We start from the raw sequence: 17,390 nt of genomic DNA, 5'->3' as shown, positions 1-17,390 counted from the left end.
CTCTTATGAAAAATTAACTAGCATTACCAGAATTAATATCCCCAATAATCTCAAAAATCTTATCGGTTTGAGTTTTATTAAAAACACCATCAATAGCTTTTGGGTGATAACCTGCAAAAGGAGATTCGTATAGTTTTGCAGGGTCAATTTTGCCTTTAGAAGTTAGAAAACTTTTAATAGTATCTAGAAAACGTATTTGCTTGGAGTCTAGCTTGTATTTATTTATAAAATCTGCAAACGCTTTATCAACCTTAGCTTGAGACAGACCTACTAATACTAAAATTGTTTCAACAAGATTAATCGGATGGCCTAAATCTTTTTCAAGAGCTTCTTTATCTACAGATGAGAATAATAGCTCCTCTAATGAATTTAATTCTGCTTTTGTGATTTGCTCTCCATTATGAATACGGCGTATAACCAAGTGATCTTTGTTCTCACGTATGATTTCTTCTAATCTATAGTAATTATTAGCATACTTAGGCTCGTTAGTACCAGTTTTGCCAGTACTATCTTTATTAAAGCCTTTAGGTTCTCTTATAATCACTTTTGATTCGTCAAGCTCATCTTCAAAATTTGTTGTGACATATGGCTGGTCTTCCTTGTCAATATATTTTATCAAGTCCCGTACACCTTTTCGTAAATGCTCTAGATGATCAATTCCTGGATTAAGCCAGAAAGGTTTTTCAAGCGGTAACTTAATTACTTCCATTCTATCTTTTACTACAGGGATAGTAGTTTTTTTAAGTAGCTTTCGCGAAAGCGTGCTTACCCTCATTATTTGATTACTGAAACCAGCTACAAAAGTTGAATCGTCTTGGTTTTCGAGACGCTTAATCATTAGAGTATATAACAGTCTATCGTAAAACTTTGCAAGTGCAGTTTCATCTTTACGGGGTTTTACTAAGGGGAAAAGAATGTCTTGTATTTCTGTTATCTCCTTATTTTCTAAGTGATCCCATAGTGCTCGTTTGCCGTCCCCATAATCAGTGACGTGTTTTATTTTCATACGGACATCAAACCGTTCTCTATCTAATAAAATAATCTCTTGAAATAGCTCATCTAGTAAGGTAGTTCTATAAGTTTTATATTCTGTCTTATCCTCAAACCGTGGTTCTTTTAAGTACTGAGCAAGATGTAACTTGAGCCTTAATACTTTTTCAGTAATTCCTATTTGAACATTTGATTCTATGCCTTCAGGGTTTTCTTCAAAGAATTCAAAGTTTTGACATAAGTCAAAAATGAGAAATTCCTTTTTGTCTTCCCCTGGTCCAAAAAGATCTGGACTCAAACGTGAGCCACGACCAATCATCTGCCAAAATTTAGAATATGATTTTACAGGTTTGTAAAAAATGAGATTGACTACCTTAGGAGCATCAATACCTGTATCCATCATATCTACAGATATAGCTATCTGTGGGAGTAAGTCCTTTTTATCTTCACAAAAGCGCTCAATAAATGTTTGGGCTTTGGGTGTTTGATTGGTAATCACTTTTACATACTTGTTCCCAAACTGCTCCCTATCCATTTCTAGGAGAACGTCTCTCAAAAACTCTGCATGTTTTTGTGTTCTGGCGAAAATGATGGTTTTACCTATCTCATCACCGCCATTTACTTTGATCCCGTGCTTTAAAAAATAAGATAATGCCTTAATAGCTGTGGGCTTATTAAATAACCATTTATCCAGCTCCGTTTTTTGTATATGCTCATCTCCAGAGGCTTTGCGTCCTTCTAAAAATTCATCTTCAAACCTTAATTTGTCTTCTTCACTTAGCTCGCTGTATTTTATTCCCTTACGTAAAAATTTTACTGGAACGTCGTGTCCTTTGTAAGGACTTAAAAATTTTTGTGCGACTGCCTCGTCAAAATCATACGCATCTGTTGGATTATCTTTTGCGAGTCCAAAAACATCATATGTATTATGATCTATGGAACCTTTAGGTGTTGCAGTAAGGCCTAAAAACAAGCCGTCAAAATATTCAAAAATGGTTTGATACTTATTGTAGATACTTCTGTGCGCCTCATCTACAATGATAAGATCAAAGTGTCCAACACCGTAAAAACGTCCATCCTCGCTACGGCTAGAGTCTATAAGACCCATTAAAGTCTTATATGTCGAGAATACAATGCGTGCATTTGTATCATCTTTTGTCTCTATAAGATTTACTGTAGAGTGATCGGGTAGGAGGTTAACAAAGTTTCGCTTTGCTTGTTTTACTAAGCTTATGCGGTCTGCTAGAAAGAGTATTCTTTTTGCCCAGTTTGCTTCAAGTAATATTTTAGAAAGACTAATGGCAGTTCTTGTTTTTCCTGTGCCAGTTGCTAGTACTAGAAGCGCACGTCTATTTGTTCCTATAAGTTGCCCTGTGCGGGTATCACTTCCTGCCCAGTGCTCTGCAACAGATCGTATAGCTCGCATTTGATAAGGTCTGTCTGTGATTGCCATATCAATAGGCATCGTGCGTATATCTTGTCTATTCTCTCGCCTCCAGATAATGGTCTGGAGTTCCTTTTTAGTATAAAATCCAAATACCTCTCTTGCAGATTTATAAAAACAGTCGTCAAGTAGATAGGTCTCAAAACCATTAGTATAATAGATTACTGGTCTTTGTCCATACATTTCCTCAAGACAATCTGCATACAGTTCAGCTTGATTTTCGCCTTGAGTGGCACTTATAAGCGTTTTTTTTGCTTCAACCACCGCCAGTGGTTTTCCGTTATCATCCCACAATACATAATCTGCATAGCCTAGACCACTAGGATTATCTGTAAGAGGCATTCCTCTTACTTCAAATTCTTTTATATTAGGAGCGTCTATATCCCATCCAGCTTCTCGTAGTAAAACATCTATGAAGAATTTTCTAGTGTCTGCTTCTGTTGTAGGGTTAACTTTTTCAATCTCTTGCGTAGCTATTTTCTTAGTAAGAGCTTGTGACTTTTTAAGTTCCTCATATTGAAGTCTAAGGATTTCATTTTCTTTGACCTTCTCAGCAAAGGCCTCATCTTTTGCATTTATTTTATCCTGTATTTTATCAATCTCTTGATAAAACATCTTTTGTTGTTCTTCTATACGCTTGCGCGAAATTGCATCTGCGCCTTCTTTAGGAATTAAGTCATAATCAAAAATACCTAACCCCGCGACTGGGACTTCTTTATATCCACTAGCCATCCATCGTAAGAAGTAATATAAATGGTCTATAATTTTTAAAGAATCTTCTTCTGAAACCTTACGATTATGAATAGCAAAGTTTCCTACGATACGGATGCTATCAATTTGGGAATAAAAGTTGTTGTTGAATTGAGATCGAAAACCTATCTCTTTCATTAATAGATTGAGATCTGGGCGATAGGGTAGTGTAAGATTAGAATCTTCATTGTAAACCCAATAGATAGCTAGTTCTAGCGCCATGCGAGAATGAGCCAAAGAAGTACGAGGATCTGTATATGCAGTGCGCTCTGCTGTGATACATCGGTCATATATCTCGCGATCTACAGCTTCAATGAAAGAAAAATTTGAATTCATATACAGATTATTAGTTACTCAAATATCAATAATTTTGTAGGTAATTCCTACATTTCTAGGAATCTATAAATGTAGAATTATATTTTTATAGATGAATGAGGAATCCCGTAACAAGAGAATATAAATTCAGTAGGATATCTAATTTTAGTTTTTAAAAGCTCTCAAATTATATATATATATCAATACCTTCTGTAGATTATTATTGGGTTTTAATATTGGGTATATGTTATTATAAAAATCACTCTTTTGTCGCTAAGAATATCTTGTAAGCATTAATGGCTCTAATATGTTCTGGGAATTTGAAGTCTTTTAGTTCCTGAATGTGCAAAGGATTATCTGATAAAGATTTTTTTATTGTCTCAACATCCATATGGGCGAGCATTCCATTTCTTTCATTAAGAATATAATCTAAGTTTTCAGGACTTAAATCTGAAAAGTCAATCGGTTTTATCCTCGAAAGGTCAAAATGCTTTGGATGGTAATTCATTGTTGTAACATTACCTAAGCTCTCAAAGGCGGCTATTCCTATACAAAAGTCATCTATATTTACAATAGCCCACTCTATGTAGCTGGGTTGGTATTTATAGATTTCCTTTAGTTCCACACCTTTATTTTTACCATATGGCATTTTTTCTGAAGGGTTATAGATTGTCATAGCTATTAGTTACATTATAGATTGCGAATGATTAAAGTTAACACACATATCATATTTTAGATATAACCTTCAAATACATCTAGTAATATATTTTTCCAGTTTTGAGGTATATTTTCCCATTTGGTTTCCCATTTAGAAACATATTCATAAGCCTTAAATGGCTTCTCGCTATTTGCTTTATAATCTAAAACATCTTCGATGTTTTCTTCTAATATTATCACCTTTCCATATCCTTGAGTAGCCTCTAAAATAGGGTTGTTAAATTTTTCTGCACCAGGGGTTCCCTTATCTCTATCGTGAATTACAATGGGATGTATACCCATTGATATAAGGTATTTTACTAAACCGATAATTGTAGCTTTTCCTCTAGCTTTAACTATTTCAAAGTTCGAAGTAATTCTATGTTTAACCTCCTTTGGAAGACAATCTAGTGATTCCCTCAAAATAATATCTTCTGTATCTCCCTCAACGATGACCACAGTTTCGGTATAGAAAACTCTAGAGATGTAGTCATCTATTTTTAGTAACATTTTGACATACGTTTTATCGTCATCTTGTAACTTTTTAAACCCCTCACTAACTGAAAAAGGGGTGTTGTTTACAGATTCATCAACAAGCGAAAGTCTATTAAGGACCTGCTTTGGCTTTCTAGCTATATCAATAAGGTAAGGCGAATGAGTAGAAGCAATAATTTGAGAATTAGAATCACTCAATTCATAAATGGCATCTCTCATTTGATTTGCTGCGCTAGGGTGTAGGTATATTTCAGGTTCTTCAAAACATATAATAAGCGAACGATCTTGGGTGTCTTCGTGTCTAGATAGCCATTGTTGTCTAAATCTAAGCATCCCAAAGACTGCAGCTCTAACCATTCCAGTTCCTTGATTTTCTATCGACGTTCTAATATTACTAGACATCTCAACATTAAATGTTGGTCTTATGGACGAAATCGGATTACTAAGGTCAGTACTCGCGTGAAGCGCTGTATCAGGAAAAACACTCGATAGAACACTATTGAGTTCAATCATCATTTTTCCGAATTCCGAGCCTTCATCATTTGGATCCATTTCATCAGATAATAATTTTAGATGCTTTTGTGCTTCTAGAAAATTATCAGATTTGTCACGCACGGTGTCAAATAGTGATTTAAGTGTTTTACTCAAAACTCCTGTTCCCGAACCTTGAAGCTCGGCTATAGATGTATCAATAGGAATCAGTAAATATCTAGGCAATTTATTTATTACAATAGGCATAATCCCACCAGGATTAGTCACCCAAGCTAGTTCGTTTGAAACATCCCATATTTCATCAAAGTTTTCAAGAGACTCGAGCGCTTTGGCAGATTTACCGACTTTTTTGGTTAAATCATCAGATTCTCCTTCAACAACTTCCTGTGGAACTCCGACATCAATATAATCTTGCCATGTTGCACATTTTTTAAATTCTTCCTTAAGAGTTCGTACTTTAGTTTGTAGTTCCGGTATAGCCGTACCGCCAATTGGATATGTTCTTTTGTAGACTAGTGAAAGCCCAGTTTCATCTTCACTCTCATAATTTAATATCCTCCCTTTAAAGCCTCTCCAAGTTTTTGCTGCTATTGGTACATTTCTGAACTCTGCTTCTAAAACAATTTTTTTTGCAATTGGAATAGATTCCCCAGACTCTTCATCAAGCTCTGAATAATATTCAGAGCTATCAAGAGTTTTACTCCCGGATAACAATATACCTATAGCTTTTAAAACAGAACTCTTTCCAACATTGTTATGACCAATAAGGAATGTTGCATCTCCAAAAGTTATGTCAACATCTTTTAATCTTCTAAATCCCTGAATTTTAATTCTGTGTAATCTCATAGTTTCTAATTTTCAACAAAGAAAGAACCAAACTGTGCAGTGATTCTGCATAGCTTAAATTTTTATTAAATTCCCTAAGAATTTTTTATAATTAGAATTTAGTCACTCTTTTCATCTCTTTATGATACCTCAAAAAATCAAAAGTTTTGAGACTTACTTTACTCGCTGTTAATCCTTTTCTCATAAGTGCTTGTTGAGAAGGATGCAGGGGATTTCCGGTTTTTGTGACATCTATACACCAGTAGTTTACATCTAATAATTTTAGTTGCTCCCCTATAATTACTATAGACTTTTTAAGGTAAGGAAATGACCAATCTATAGTGTTACCCCAAGCGACTAAAACATTATTAGCTTTAATGACCTTACTATCTACAACGCCCCGTAATAAATTAGCAGTGCTCGCTATATCTCCGTCTCTCAAGGTATCACTCAATAAGCTTGGATTGGAAGCGCGTTCTGGAGAAAGATTAAACAAAACCCAGCCATCATAACCATTTGCTGCTGCAATAGTATCTATGTTTTGTGAAGTGCCATCTAGTTCAAATTGATTTGCGGTGTTAGGATTTAAACATATCACCACTAGATTATTTTTCCCTTTTTTTGATAGTAAAAAACGTTTGTAAATGTCATCTTGTGGTTCGCATATATACTTTGGGAGAGAACTATTTTGAGTTAATACTCTAGATTTGATTGTATTTATTTTTGCCTCTGCTAGCCTTTTTTTAAACTCAAGATCTGCAATTTCTTTTTCGAGATTTTCAATCTCTTCTTTTTCATTCTTTGATAGCATAATTATAATTTTTGAATCAATAATGCCTCTTCAAGTTGGATAAACTCATTAGTGTCTTCATTATGGTCTATCCAAGCGTAGGGGTAGATTCCAGATTGAGGGTCAATAACATCTATCGCTGCGTTCCAGTAGTTCGAAGTATTTACTCCAGAAGGATCTAAGAAGAATATTTTACTAATTTTATCATTCACTTCTTCGTATCCAACAGCTAGAAGCCAGTGTGACATGTCTCTATTTTTTACACCAACAACTATTGGGGCATCTTTTTGTAATCCCTCAATTATAAATGGAATAAGCGATTTTCCACTATTTAGATTTTTATCTGTTTTTATAACCTTGCCAAAAGAGTTGTTTAATAACGTATTAAGTTCTGTAATGTGGGTGCCAGATCGAAATAACGTATCGTGATCACGCATACCTTTTACAAGCTTTCCTAGGCGAGTACTTAGTTTAATATTCCAGAGGTCATCTATATCTTCTCTTGATATCTCTCCAGAGATTAATAAGGCCATAAAGACACAGTACGGACCACAAGCTCCGTCTACATCACCTTGCTTTAAGAATATAGGGATATACTCATCACCTAGTGTTGTAGTTACTTTCCCCTCATTGATGTCTAGAGATGATATGATTTTAACTTGCTTCATATTTATTTTGAATTTTTACTTCTTACGCTCTACGAGATCATTACTTATAAATAATCACACTATCATATCTTTTAGTTTATCTACCAATGAAACAAGATGTGCTTTGCTGTTGATTTTGATTTGTAAATCCCAAATAGACCAAGTTGTGGAGTTTGATCCATAGGTACGATGCTTAAAATCACCAACTTTATTACCCTCTAAGAGCGTTGAGATTGCATTAATTTTTTCTACAGATAAATTGCCTTTTGGGTATTTTATACTCAAGCCATCTTCGTTAATGAAAAATTCAAAGCCAACTTTAATATATACCTGTGAGAAAATGTATGTATCACTCGAGGCAACTGTATAATTAAGGCCGTCTGGTAGTATTGATTTTAATTGTTCGTGTTTTTTCATAATTCTTACTTTAAATCATTTAGACAGCTTTTTGCAAACTTTAATTAATATCACATTATCCTCAACATTTTCACCTTATTTTAATACTTCTGTTTAGTAGCAAGTATGCTTTATAACGGAAGAGTATTTCTTCTATTTACATCTCATACCTACGTATATTATCTTAGTGACGTTTGATAAATTGTTAGAGGATAATGTTGATTTTTTTCTTTTTTTTCTTGTGACATATTTCTCCTTAGGCATAGAAGCCAGATAGTTATTTATATTAATTTCGATTATTGGTTTTATCAAAACGTATAGTTCAGGGGTCAAAATTGATGTTGCTGAAATTTGAGGTTTTGTTCTCAGTATATCTTTTATTTCATGATCACTAAAACTTAATACCAGAAAGAGTTTGCTAAGTTGTTTACCTATTGAAAGCTGTTCCACATTTTTAAGAACATCTTCTTTAAGAGGTCTTTTACGTTTTATGACCTTTCCTTTCTTTCGTAACTTTTTTAAACCTTTCTTGTTCATTTCACTCACACTAACTCCCCCTTAAAAGCCTTTTGCAACAAACAATTAAATAAATCTTCACTTTCTTGAAGCTCTTGTTTGGCAAGTGCCTTTTGTTGCTCAATAAGGGCTATTTTATCTGCGAATTGGTTTTGAAGTTCGGCAGGAGGTAAGATGGTAGGTATTCCATTGCAAACTGTCTTGTTCATATAAGGAACGGTTGTGCTTGAAGCCATTTTATGCATATAAGGTGTCTGAAAAGCTATATTATACATCAAGAATACATTATTCAATTTATCACCACACTGAAATGTATGAAGTTGTTGATTTACTATCATTTCTTGGTTATTTATTGACACAACACCTAAATCGCCTACACAAGTAATTATTACACTCCCTACAGGTATTATTTTAGCTCTTACTTCGGCTATTTCATTCTCAGTAAGTCCCTTAAAAACTTTCGAATCAGATGTAATATTTAAGTGGTTTAAATCATTAGTTGTTACCCAAGGAATATTACCTGTAAATGACTTTGGTTTATCTCGACCGGGCACAATACAAGTGCAATATTCAATTGTTTTATCTTTTGTCCACCCCTTAGGATTCACCACAGGATCCCCAAACATCTCCAGAAAAATAGATTGTGCGAGCAGGTCGTACTCTTTAAGGAGTTGTGCTGTGGTATCTCTCAAGGCAGCGGCATCATCAAGAATTTGAGCAATACGTTTTTGGGTTTCTAGGGGTGGGAGAGGTATTTTGATAGCCTTCAAAGTTTTAATTGTTATTGCTTTGAAAGTACTTCCTGTTCCAAGATTTTTAATTTGTCTTTTTTGATACCGTAAATTGTGAAATAAATATAATAAATCGATTTCTTCTCCTACTCTTATCGCCGCAAGGCCTCGACCGATGCAAGCTTCAATATTATTAATGTTAATAGCTCCAACAGGAGCTCTGACAGATATTAGTATGTCATTTGGTTTTGAAATTTTTTTAGGTTGATTGCACCAATATCGAACTGTTGGATGTTTATCATTAAAATCTGCTTTGCCTTGGAAAAATGGTATACCATCACTTACGATATTGTATGTCGAGGAAGGAGGAGATTGTCCTGCAATGACTTCGCAAATTTCATTAATTTCTTTTATTGGATACATTACGAAAGTGATTTTAGTAATTCTTCTCTTTCAGAATTTAATAATTTGATTCTCTCAATTATTATTGAGGGCTCATCATACTTCATCTCCTCATAAACAATCTCTTTATATCTATTAATAGAAAGATCCCAGTAGTTCTCTTTTATTTCGGCAAGCGGTACTAAAAATGATTGTGAGGTACGGTCTGCATAGTTATGGGTGCAGGTGCCGTCTAAAAAGTTGTTAAACCCTAAGTTTTCAGGAGTGTCTTTCACTTGCAATAACTCTCCTTCGGCTGTATGCATTTTCTCAAAGTAGTCACTCTTGAGGTATTTGTAGTGATCTAGTATTTGCGGTAGGTTAAAGTTGTCGTGTAGGGTTTTAAGTTCCTCTGAGGTAACTTTCGCGAAAGCGTCACCAAAAGAAAAGGCATCAAAAGTCTCTGCATCTACTAGTAGGTTACGCTTGTCATCTAGTGACTTGCCATCTGCGAGCATATCATAAAACCATACGTGGTCTGTCCCTCCAGAACCTGTTTTTGTAAAAATCATAATGGCAGTACTTACTCCCGCATAGGGTTTAAACACGCCACTAGGCATAGAGATCACTGCTTCTAGTTTATGGTTTGCCACAATCTCCTCACGTATGCTCTTATGTGCTTTACTACTACCAAAGAGGACTCCATCTGGCACAATGACTGCCGCACGGCCACCCATTTTCATCTGGCGTAACATTAGGGCAAGAAAGAGTAACTCTGTCTTAGATGTGCTCGTAACCGTCTTAAGGTCGCTGGCAATACTCTCTTTATCTATGGTTCCCTTAAAAGGTGGGTTTGCAAGTACAAGTGTGTAGGCATCTGCAATGTCATTATCCTTAGAGACGGCATCTACATCTATAATGTTAGGCGCTTCTACACCGTGTAAAAAGAGGTTCATAGAGGCAATACGTAACATCGTGGCGTCAAACTCCATCCCGTTAAACATCATCGTGTCTATGTGCTGCTTTGCTGCCTCGCGCTCCATCACATCATAATGGGTGTCTATATATTCTTTTGCCCCTACAAGGAAGCCTGCAGTACCCGCACTGGGGTCACAGATGGTATCTTCTAGCGTAGGTTGCATTAACTCAACCATTAATCGTATGATGTGTCTAGGCGTGCGAAACTGCCCAGAGGTACCACCGCCTTCCATCTTAGAGAGCATATACTCAAAGATGTCACCCTTTGCATCTTGCTCATCCATATCTAGCTGGTCCAGCTGCTCGATCACACTATCTAGCACTTGGGCTTTCATCCCATAGCTGGCGTTACGCATATGCTTTGCAAAGGCACTTGTCTCTACACCAAGGTTACGTAAGAAGGGGAAGATACCGGATACAGTATCTGCAAAGAGCATATGGCGTGTGTTTACATCCATCTCCTTGATATTCTTCCAGCGAAACTGTTGCTGTTCTTTATTGAAAATAGGAGTGAAGTCTATACCTGTACGCTGCTTTTTGAGTTCGCTACGGGTTTCTACTTCATCCAGGTTTTTAATAAATATGAGGTAGGAGAGTTGCTCAACTATCTGAAGGGTATTTGAGATACCTCCGTTCCAGAAAGTGCCCCATATGGCATCTACTTTTGATTTATGTGTGGTTGTGATCATTTATTGTGGGTTGTGTTTTTTGTTTTTATGCTTTCGCGAAAAGGGTGCAAAAGTGTTGTAAATGGTCTAATAATAATTATGAAAATGTTTCTCTGTGAATTTAGGTAAGAAAACAAGTAATTCAAGCATACAGTGTGCGTTAGAAAGAAATTCATATTGAGCAATTTCTTTCTCATTAATATGGGAGAATTCGTTACAGCTTTCTTTCAATTTCCTAAATATACCTTGAATGTTCTTTGGTAAATAGATAGTTGTCCTTCTAAAATTCTCATCAGTATCCTTTACGCTTCTACCTTCAATATACTGAATACAACTTTCGAGCACAGGATTGTCATTGTCATAAAAGAATGTCTCAGGAATGTAAGGAATAGGTTTATTTCCTAACGATTTTAGAATAACCTCTAATAAATCTCTAAAAATTGGAATATTCTTTTTTCTATAATCTTTCTCCCTAAGACAAGTTATAAAGTCAATAAGTAAGTGCTTATATTCAATTCCTAAAATACCTAAATCAAAAATTTTAAAAGCTTCATCAAATGAAACTCTTGCTTGCATTTCTTTTTGGTTACTTGCGTCTTTAATTATTGATTCTAGAAGTTTTTCATTTCCATCACCTTTAATGAAATATTCTCCAAAGGACTGCTTAAATAATTCGCTATCGACATAGTCTGGTTGCCCTGTAAAAATATAGAATGGTAAATATGAGTTTACATTTAATTCTATTAAATAGTCGCGAGAGTGTTTAAGCCCCTCTAGATTGGTATCTAAAGAATCCTTTTTAAGTTTAACTTTTGCATCTAGAATTATTGCGTGGTATTTACTTTGGTTAGCTTGTAGCATAGCTATTCCATCTACGCTATTATCTACAGGGTGAATGTTTATATCACTTTGCTCTGCGTACCCTATGAAGTCTTTCTGATCCTCCCACTGGTCATCAATCCATAATACTTCAATCATTGCTATTATTTTTTAGTTATTCCGTTATTTTGTCAAAAGTGGCACTATTTACAGCGGGGAAATGTAAGCTGTATTTTACAGGGAATGCATCTTCGGGATCACTAATTATTTCGAAGTAGGCATTATGTTTTTCTAGTGTTTGCTTAATATCGGCACCACCAATTCCAGTGCCAGAACTCCGTGAATTCTTTTCCCCTCTTGTAATTAACTTATTATACGTAAAGCCCTCTGGCATAGGGTCACCATTATTTGAAATTTCAAGAATAAGCTCTCCTTTTTCAAAATCATTCATTATAGACGTGGCAATCACATACTCCTTTGAAGAGTTAGTAAAACCGTGATTAGCGTTACTAATAATGTTAGAAAAAATATTAAAAAAGTCGTCTTTATTCATTTCAATCTCTGCATTAAAATATCCCTTTTCTGTAACAAATGAGGATTCATCCTTATATGGCTTGGTAAACTTAAAGTTGTCAAGACTATTAAAACGCCTAAGAGCAGACGACACTAATTTGTCTAGTGACATTTTTTCAACTTTAACTTGCTTTTTCTCATTATCCAATGATTTAAGTAATGTATTCATTGATTCGATACTTGCATTCATATGCTCAAGATGTTCCCTAAAGGTTATATTAAGGTTTTTACTATAGATTATATCCAGATCAAGAGCTTTCCCTTCATTCTTCAAAAGGAATGATTTAGTACCAGCAGCATTTGATTTGAGATTGTTTAAATATTGCCTAAGAGAATGATTTAAAGACTGGTAATTACGTAGCGCTTCATCTTTTGTTTTGGCAATTAGTTTATCAAACTCTCGCTTGTTTAATTGAAAATTATAATGTGTATCTCTTAAGACCTTAAGTTTTTCTAATTGCTCTTTAAATGAAGGAATCTCAATTCGAATTTTTTGAATATCGTTTTTGTTCATTACAAATACCGAACTCATACTGCTATAAAGCTTTAGTTGTTCCTGTGCAGTATCACTTAGCAATGCGTAGCTTACATATTCTAAGCTAATATCTTTATCATATTCTAGATTTGCGATAAAACAGTTTGATAACTGGCTAACATAAATTGGTACTCCTGCATATTCAAATAGCGCGACTTTTAGTTCACTACCTCTGTTGGTTATTATGATGCAAGTTTCAGATAACTCAACTGCAGACTTTGGAATTTCTACAGATTCTATTGTAGAGGAATCTATAGTTAAGCTAGAATCTGCTTTTTGATCAGATCCAAACCGGAAATATTTACCAGTAATGTTTTCCTCTTCATTAATCCTTTTTGGATATAGTGATTTTAAAACAGTCCCTAATAGTTCTCCCTTAAACTCTTTTGTGAAATAAAGATTAGGATGTAGTTGAGTACCTTTAATATCTGAAATTGAAACTCGTTTGATTGAATCTGAGTTGGTACCTTCAATAATTGCAGCACTTAAACCTGAATAAGTTAGCGTCTTTTGTCGCTTATTAGTATTGACAAATGCATCTGCTTTTACAAAGGCTACATACTTAGGAACTTCTTTGTTTTTATCAAGTAATAAAATAGTGAAAGGTATTCCGCTATTAGGAAGTAAGCCTCCTGGGAATGAAATTACCTTATCAACTAAATCTTCATTAATTAATTTTTTTCTAAGCTCCTTATGATCTTTTCGTCCGCTATTAAAGAAATTATTTGGTAGAAGTAAAAGAACTTTTCCTGTATCTGATGTTAATTTGAGAGAATGGCTGATTAATTTTTCTTCAAAATGTCTTTCTTTCAATTTAAAGGGAGGAGATGCAACAAATAAATCAACACTATTTTTAAACTCTAATTTTGAATCAAAACTATCTCCGGAGTAGACTGCTTTGTGCATTTTATTTTTACGGAGCCAAAGTCTACAATTTGCAAGTGCTGCAATTCTCTCATCTAACTCTTCACCAACATAAACACTATTTTCATTACTATACATTCCAAAAGATGCTAAACCTGCAAATGGATTATAGATTACCTGTTCGGAGCTTGTCGCTGTAATGTCACAAACAAATTTTGATATTTCTTCAGGAAGTATAGTGAGACCTGCATTTCTACCTTGCGTTTCGAGGTACCTTTTTAGGAGAATTTCAAAGAAGAGCGGGAAATTTTCTTTCTCAATATCATATTCTGTTTTTAAAGCATATGAGCTTAAAAAATTTAAATCTAAATTTTCAATAAAAGCTGCTGGCCATCTTTCTATAATGTCATTAAATACAGAATTAGTTTCTTCGATAATGTACTTATCGTCTTTATCTTCAGTTAATTTTAATAAACCTTTTGCAAGACTACCAAACAAGCCGTTTGAATTTGGTAGCAGATTAGTCTTTTCTAAATGAGTATTCGTTTTATTGAAATATAACAATGCAAGTAAATAGAGAAATGCATCAAAGCTTTCAATTGAGATGCCAAACGCTTTAAATTCCTCTTGGATTAAGCGCCAGTATAAGTCTATATTTTCTTTTTGCATCGTATTAGTCATTCTAAAGTTTGTTTCTATTGGTAAAAGTATTATTTAAGTGTGCATTGTATTTGCATACTTTAAAAACTATCTATAAATGTCATCTCTCCATACCAGGTACACTCAAAGATATCTGTAATATCATCGCCTTCAAATTCAAAATAGAGGGCGAGTGTTTTACGAGAATAGTCTCCAGTAAATAAGAAAACAGGCTCTTTGCACTTGCAACCATTACAAATGTCAGAACTTAATAGAAGTTCTTTATCTCCAGCATCTTTGAAAACCTGAAATTTTGATTGTAGAATTTCTGTAAATTCAAATAATGACACATCTTGATACGTCTTTGTATTGTCTAAAAGGGTATTGAGGTTGTAGGGTTCAAAGTTTTGAATGGCAGCTAATACATTATGGAGTAAGGTAGCTGTTCCTTTGATATGTTTCATAGGTAGTCTTAATTGAGATTATCAAATTTTTCTTTCATAGTAGGATTTCCATAAGTTAATTTCTTAATGCTTAAGTCTTCCGCCTTATTATTTGCGAGACGCAGGTTGTTTTCTGATTTTGTTAGTGCCTCTTTAATCTTATTAAGATGTAAAATACTCTTGTCAATTTCCTTAATTGCAGTCCCAAACTGTTTGCTGGCCAATTCATAATTACGTGCAAATCCAGTTTTAAAGGTTTCAATTTTATCTTCGAAATTTGTGATGTCAATATTTTGATTACGCATACGAGACACCTCAGATTTGTACTCTAAAGTATTAAGCGCAGCATTCCTTAGGACGGTTATAATAGGAATGAAAAATTGAGGACGTATGACATACATTTTCTCATATCTGTATGAGACATCTACAATCCCATTATTGTACAGTTCGCTGTCAGACTCTAGTAGTGAAACGAGAATGGCGTATTCACAATTTTTATCACGTCGGTCTTTATCAAGTTTTGCAAAGAAGTCTTCATTTCTTTTCTTGGAAGCAGTTTGATCATTTTCATTTTTCATTTCAAACATTATTGAAATAATCTCATTGCCCTCTTCATCGTGTTCTCTATATATAAAGTCACCTTTTGTACCTCCGCTAGCATCGTTATCCTTCTCAAAATAGGCGTTTGGAAAGGCTGTAGCACGTATTTGATTAAACGAAGTCTCACAGTGTTGTTCTAAGGTTTCTCCTAACATCTTTGTTGATAGCTTCTGTTTGTAATCCTGTAGGCGCTTAATCTCATCTTCTTGCAGACGAATTGCTTGTTCCTTTGCTTGTAGTGCTAATGAGTGTTGTTGTTCTTGAGTACGTTGTTTCAGTTGTATTTCTATATCCTTATTAGATATGTCATTTAGTAATCTATCTCTTTCTTGTTCAACTTCTTTGAGGGCATTACTTATGTTAAGCTTTTCTTCTGCCTTCTGTAGTTGTAAAGCACTTTTAAGAGTATCTCTTTCCTTTTCAATTTCAGATATAGCTTTATTTGTAGCAAGTTTTGCTTTGTCCTCTAATGCTTTAAGTTGTGACTCTTTTTGAGCTATTTCAATGTCTTTTTTAGAAATTTCACTTGCGAGTAGTTGTTTACTTTCTGCTTCTAGCTTTATAATCTTTTCATTAAGATTAGCAATAAGATCTCTAGAGGTATTTTCTGTTTCTGACTTGGTAAGAGCGATAGCTGCATTCTTTTCTTTATCAGCTTGACTAAGGCGCTGGTTGAGCTCATCATTAAACTGTTGGTCGCGTACTTGCTTCACAATATCTGTATAGACACTATCGTCTACTTTGAAAGTCTCTTTACAATTTGGACATTTTACACTCGTATTTTCAACACTCATAACTTATCTTTTTTGATTACGTTGTAAAAGTAATTCCAAAGTATGCACTGTTTGTGCATACTAATAATTTTCTTTCATCTGGTTGATTTTTTCTTTCATCTTCTCCTTAACAGAATCAGGAGAAACTACTGTGACATCCTCGCCAAATGATAGGAGTAATTGATACAATTCCCGATTTGGAATTACTTTAATAGTTCGGGTAAGCCCAGACGGGTCTGTAGTAACCTTCTTTTGGGTAGCGCCGTGTATAGGCTTTGTATCAATATATTTTATTCTGCTTTCGCGAAAGCGTAAGGTGATCAATACAGGTTTTTCATCACTTTTAGATACTCCTATCATTTCATCAAAATAATCTCCCCACTCGATATGTGTCTCAATAAATTTGTTGTCATTTGGTAGAATGTCAAGAATACGATCCAAGGCTAAAGTGGTCAACCCGGAATATCCATTCTCAGAAATTTGATGTCCAAATAGAAACCAACGATTATTAAATTGTTTTAAGTGATAGGGATGTATGACTCGATTTTCTGCTTGCTCTTGATTAAAAGACCTGTAGGTGATTTCAATTACTTTCTTTTGAATGAGATAATTATAAATTGTTCCTAACCAAGACTGTCCTACATAATCTCTATTGGACTGATAACTTATTAATGAATTGTAATCACTATGTGCAAATTCAAAAGCTGCTTCTATACGAGGAAGTAGTTCATCTAACCATTCAAAGTCCTCTCGATATCTATATCTTGATAGTATAGATAGTGTTGTTTTGAGTTGCTCCTGGTCTGACTGATTAAGAGGATGATCTGCCAATGAGAATTTTGGATCTGCATAGCGGTATATTCTTTTCTTACCATCTTTAAGGCCTTCAGCTAACTGAATACTGAAGCCTTCACTAGATTCCATAAATGCAATATCGTATTGCATTTGCCTCAAAGCGATGCCCTCATATCCTAATTCGACAAGTTCGGAATTGATTGTATCCAAAAGCTTTGTTTTGGTGTAATTTATT

14 protein-coding genes are annotated in these 17,390 nt (G+C 34.5%); all 14 read right to left on the bottom strand.

Features of this window, described 5'->3' with window-relative positions:
• Positions 1–13 precede the first annotated feature (13 nt).
• Positions 14–3,520: a DEAD/DEAH box helicase family protein gene (locus tag JM84_RS13380; RefSeq protein ID WP_144784753.1), complete on the bottom strand. Its 3,507-nt coding sequence runs from the start codon at positions 3,518–3,520 to the stop codon at positions 14–16.
• A gap of 238 nt (positions 3,521–3,758) precedes the next feature.
• A complete protein-coding gene (locus tag JM84_RS13375; RefSeq protein ID WP_144784751.1) occupies positions 3,759–4,175 on the bottom strand; it encodes a hypothetical protein in 417 nt (138 codons plus the stop codon).
• A 56-nt stretch (positions 4,176–4,231) separates the two neighbouring features.
• Complete coding sequence (locus tag JM84_RS13370) at positions 4,232–6,028, bottom strand: ATP-dependent nuclease (RefSeq protein WP_144784749.1); 1,797 nt, start codon at positions 6,026–6,028, stop codon at positions 4,232–4,234.
• A 91-nt stretch (positions 6,029–6,119) separates the two neighbouring features.
• Positions 6,120–6,818: a DUF1643 domain-containing protein gene (locus JM84_RS13365; RefSeq protein WP_144784747.1), complete on the bottom strand. Its 699-nt coding sequence runs from the start codon at positions 6,816–6,818 to the stop codon at positions 6,120–6,122.
• A gap of 2 nt (positions 6,819–6,820) precedes the next feature.
• Positions 6,821–7,465, bottom strand: coding sequence for a hypothetical protein (locus JM84_RS13360; protein ID WP_144784745.1), 645 nt, complete (start codon positions 7,463–7,465; stop codon positions 6,821–6,823).
• A gap of 54 nt (positions 7,466–7,519) precedes the next feature.
• The gene (locus tag JM84_RS13355; protein ID WP_144784743.1) at positions 7,520–7,861 is read right to left on the bottom strand and encodes a hypothetical protein; all 342 of its coding nucleotides are present in this window, start codon (positions 7,859–7,861) and stop codon (positions 7,520–7,522) included.
• A gap of 132 nt (positions 7,862–7,993) precedes the next feature.
• On the bottom strand, positions 7,994–8,377 hold the full coding sequence (locus tag JM84_RS13350; protein ID WP_144784741.1) for a hypothetical protein: 384 nt from the start codon (positions 8,375–8,377) through the stop codon (positions 7,994–7,996).
• A gap of 5 nt (positions 8,378–8,382) precedes the next feature.
• The gene (locus tag JM84_RS13345) at positions 8,383–9,510 is read right to left on the bottom strand and encodes a restriction endonuclease subunit S (protein ID WP_144784739.1); all 1,128 of its coding nucleotides are present in this window, start codon (positions 9,508–9,510) and stop codon (positions 8,383–8,385) included.
• Positions 9,510–11,135: a class I SAM-dependent DNA methyltransferase gene (locus tag JM84_RS13340; RefSeq protein ID WP_144784737.1), complete on the bottom strand. Its 1,626-nt coding sequence runs from the start codon at positions 11,133–11,135 to the stop codon at positions 9,510–9,512. The genes JM84_RS13345 and JM84_RS13340 overlap by 1 nt, the downstream gene beginning before the upstream one ends.
• A 66-nt stretch (positions 11,136–11,201) precedes the next feature.
• Positions 11,202–12,092, bottom strand: coding sequence for a hypothetical protein (locus JM84_RS13335; RefSeq protein ID WP_144784734.1), 891 nt, complete (start codon positions 12,090–12,092; stop codon positions 11,202–11,204).
• Positions 12,093–12,108: 16 nt separating this feature from the next.
• A complete protein-coding gene (locus tag JM84_RS13330; protein ID WP_144784732.1) occupies positions 12,109–14,586 on the bottom strand; it encodes an N-6 DNA methylase in 2,478 nt (825 codons plus the stop codon).
• Positions 14,587–14,645: 59 nt separating this feature from the next.
• Complete coding sequence (locus JM84_RS13325; protein WP_144784731.1) at positions 14,646–15,008, bottom strand: hypothetical protein; 363 nt, start codon at positions 15,006–15,008, stop codon at positions 14,646–14,648.
• Positions 15,009–15,016: 8 nt separating this feature from the next.
• Entirely contained in the window at positions 15,017–16,381 is a 1,365-nt protein-coding gene (locus JM84_RS13320) for a DUF2130 domain-containing protein (protein WP_144784730.1), read from the bottom strand.
• A 60-nt stretch (positions 16,382–16,441) separates the two neighbouring features.
• The gene (locus JM84_RS13315) at positions 16,442–17,365 is read right to left on the bottom strand and encodes a helix-turn-helix transcriptional regulator (RefSeq protein ID WP_186439132.1); all 924 of its coding nucleotides are present in this window, start codon (positions 17,363–17,365) and stop codon (positions 16,442–16,444) included.
• Positions 17,366–17,390: the final 25 nt, after the last annotated feature.

The sequence above is a fragment of the Dokdonia sp. Hel_I_63 genome, assembly GCF_007827285.1.
In the GTDB taxonomy this organism is placed as follows: domain Bacteria; phylum Bacteroidota; class Bacteroidia; order Flavobacteriales; family Flavobacteriaceae; genus Dokdonia.
This window is presented reverse-complemented; position numbering and strand designations above follow the sequence as displayed.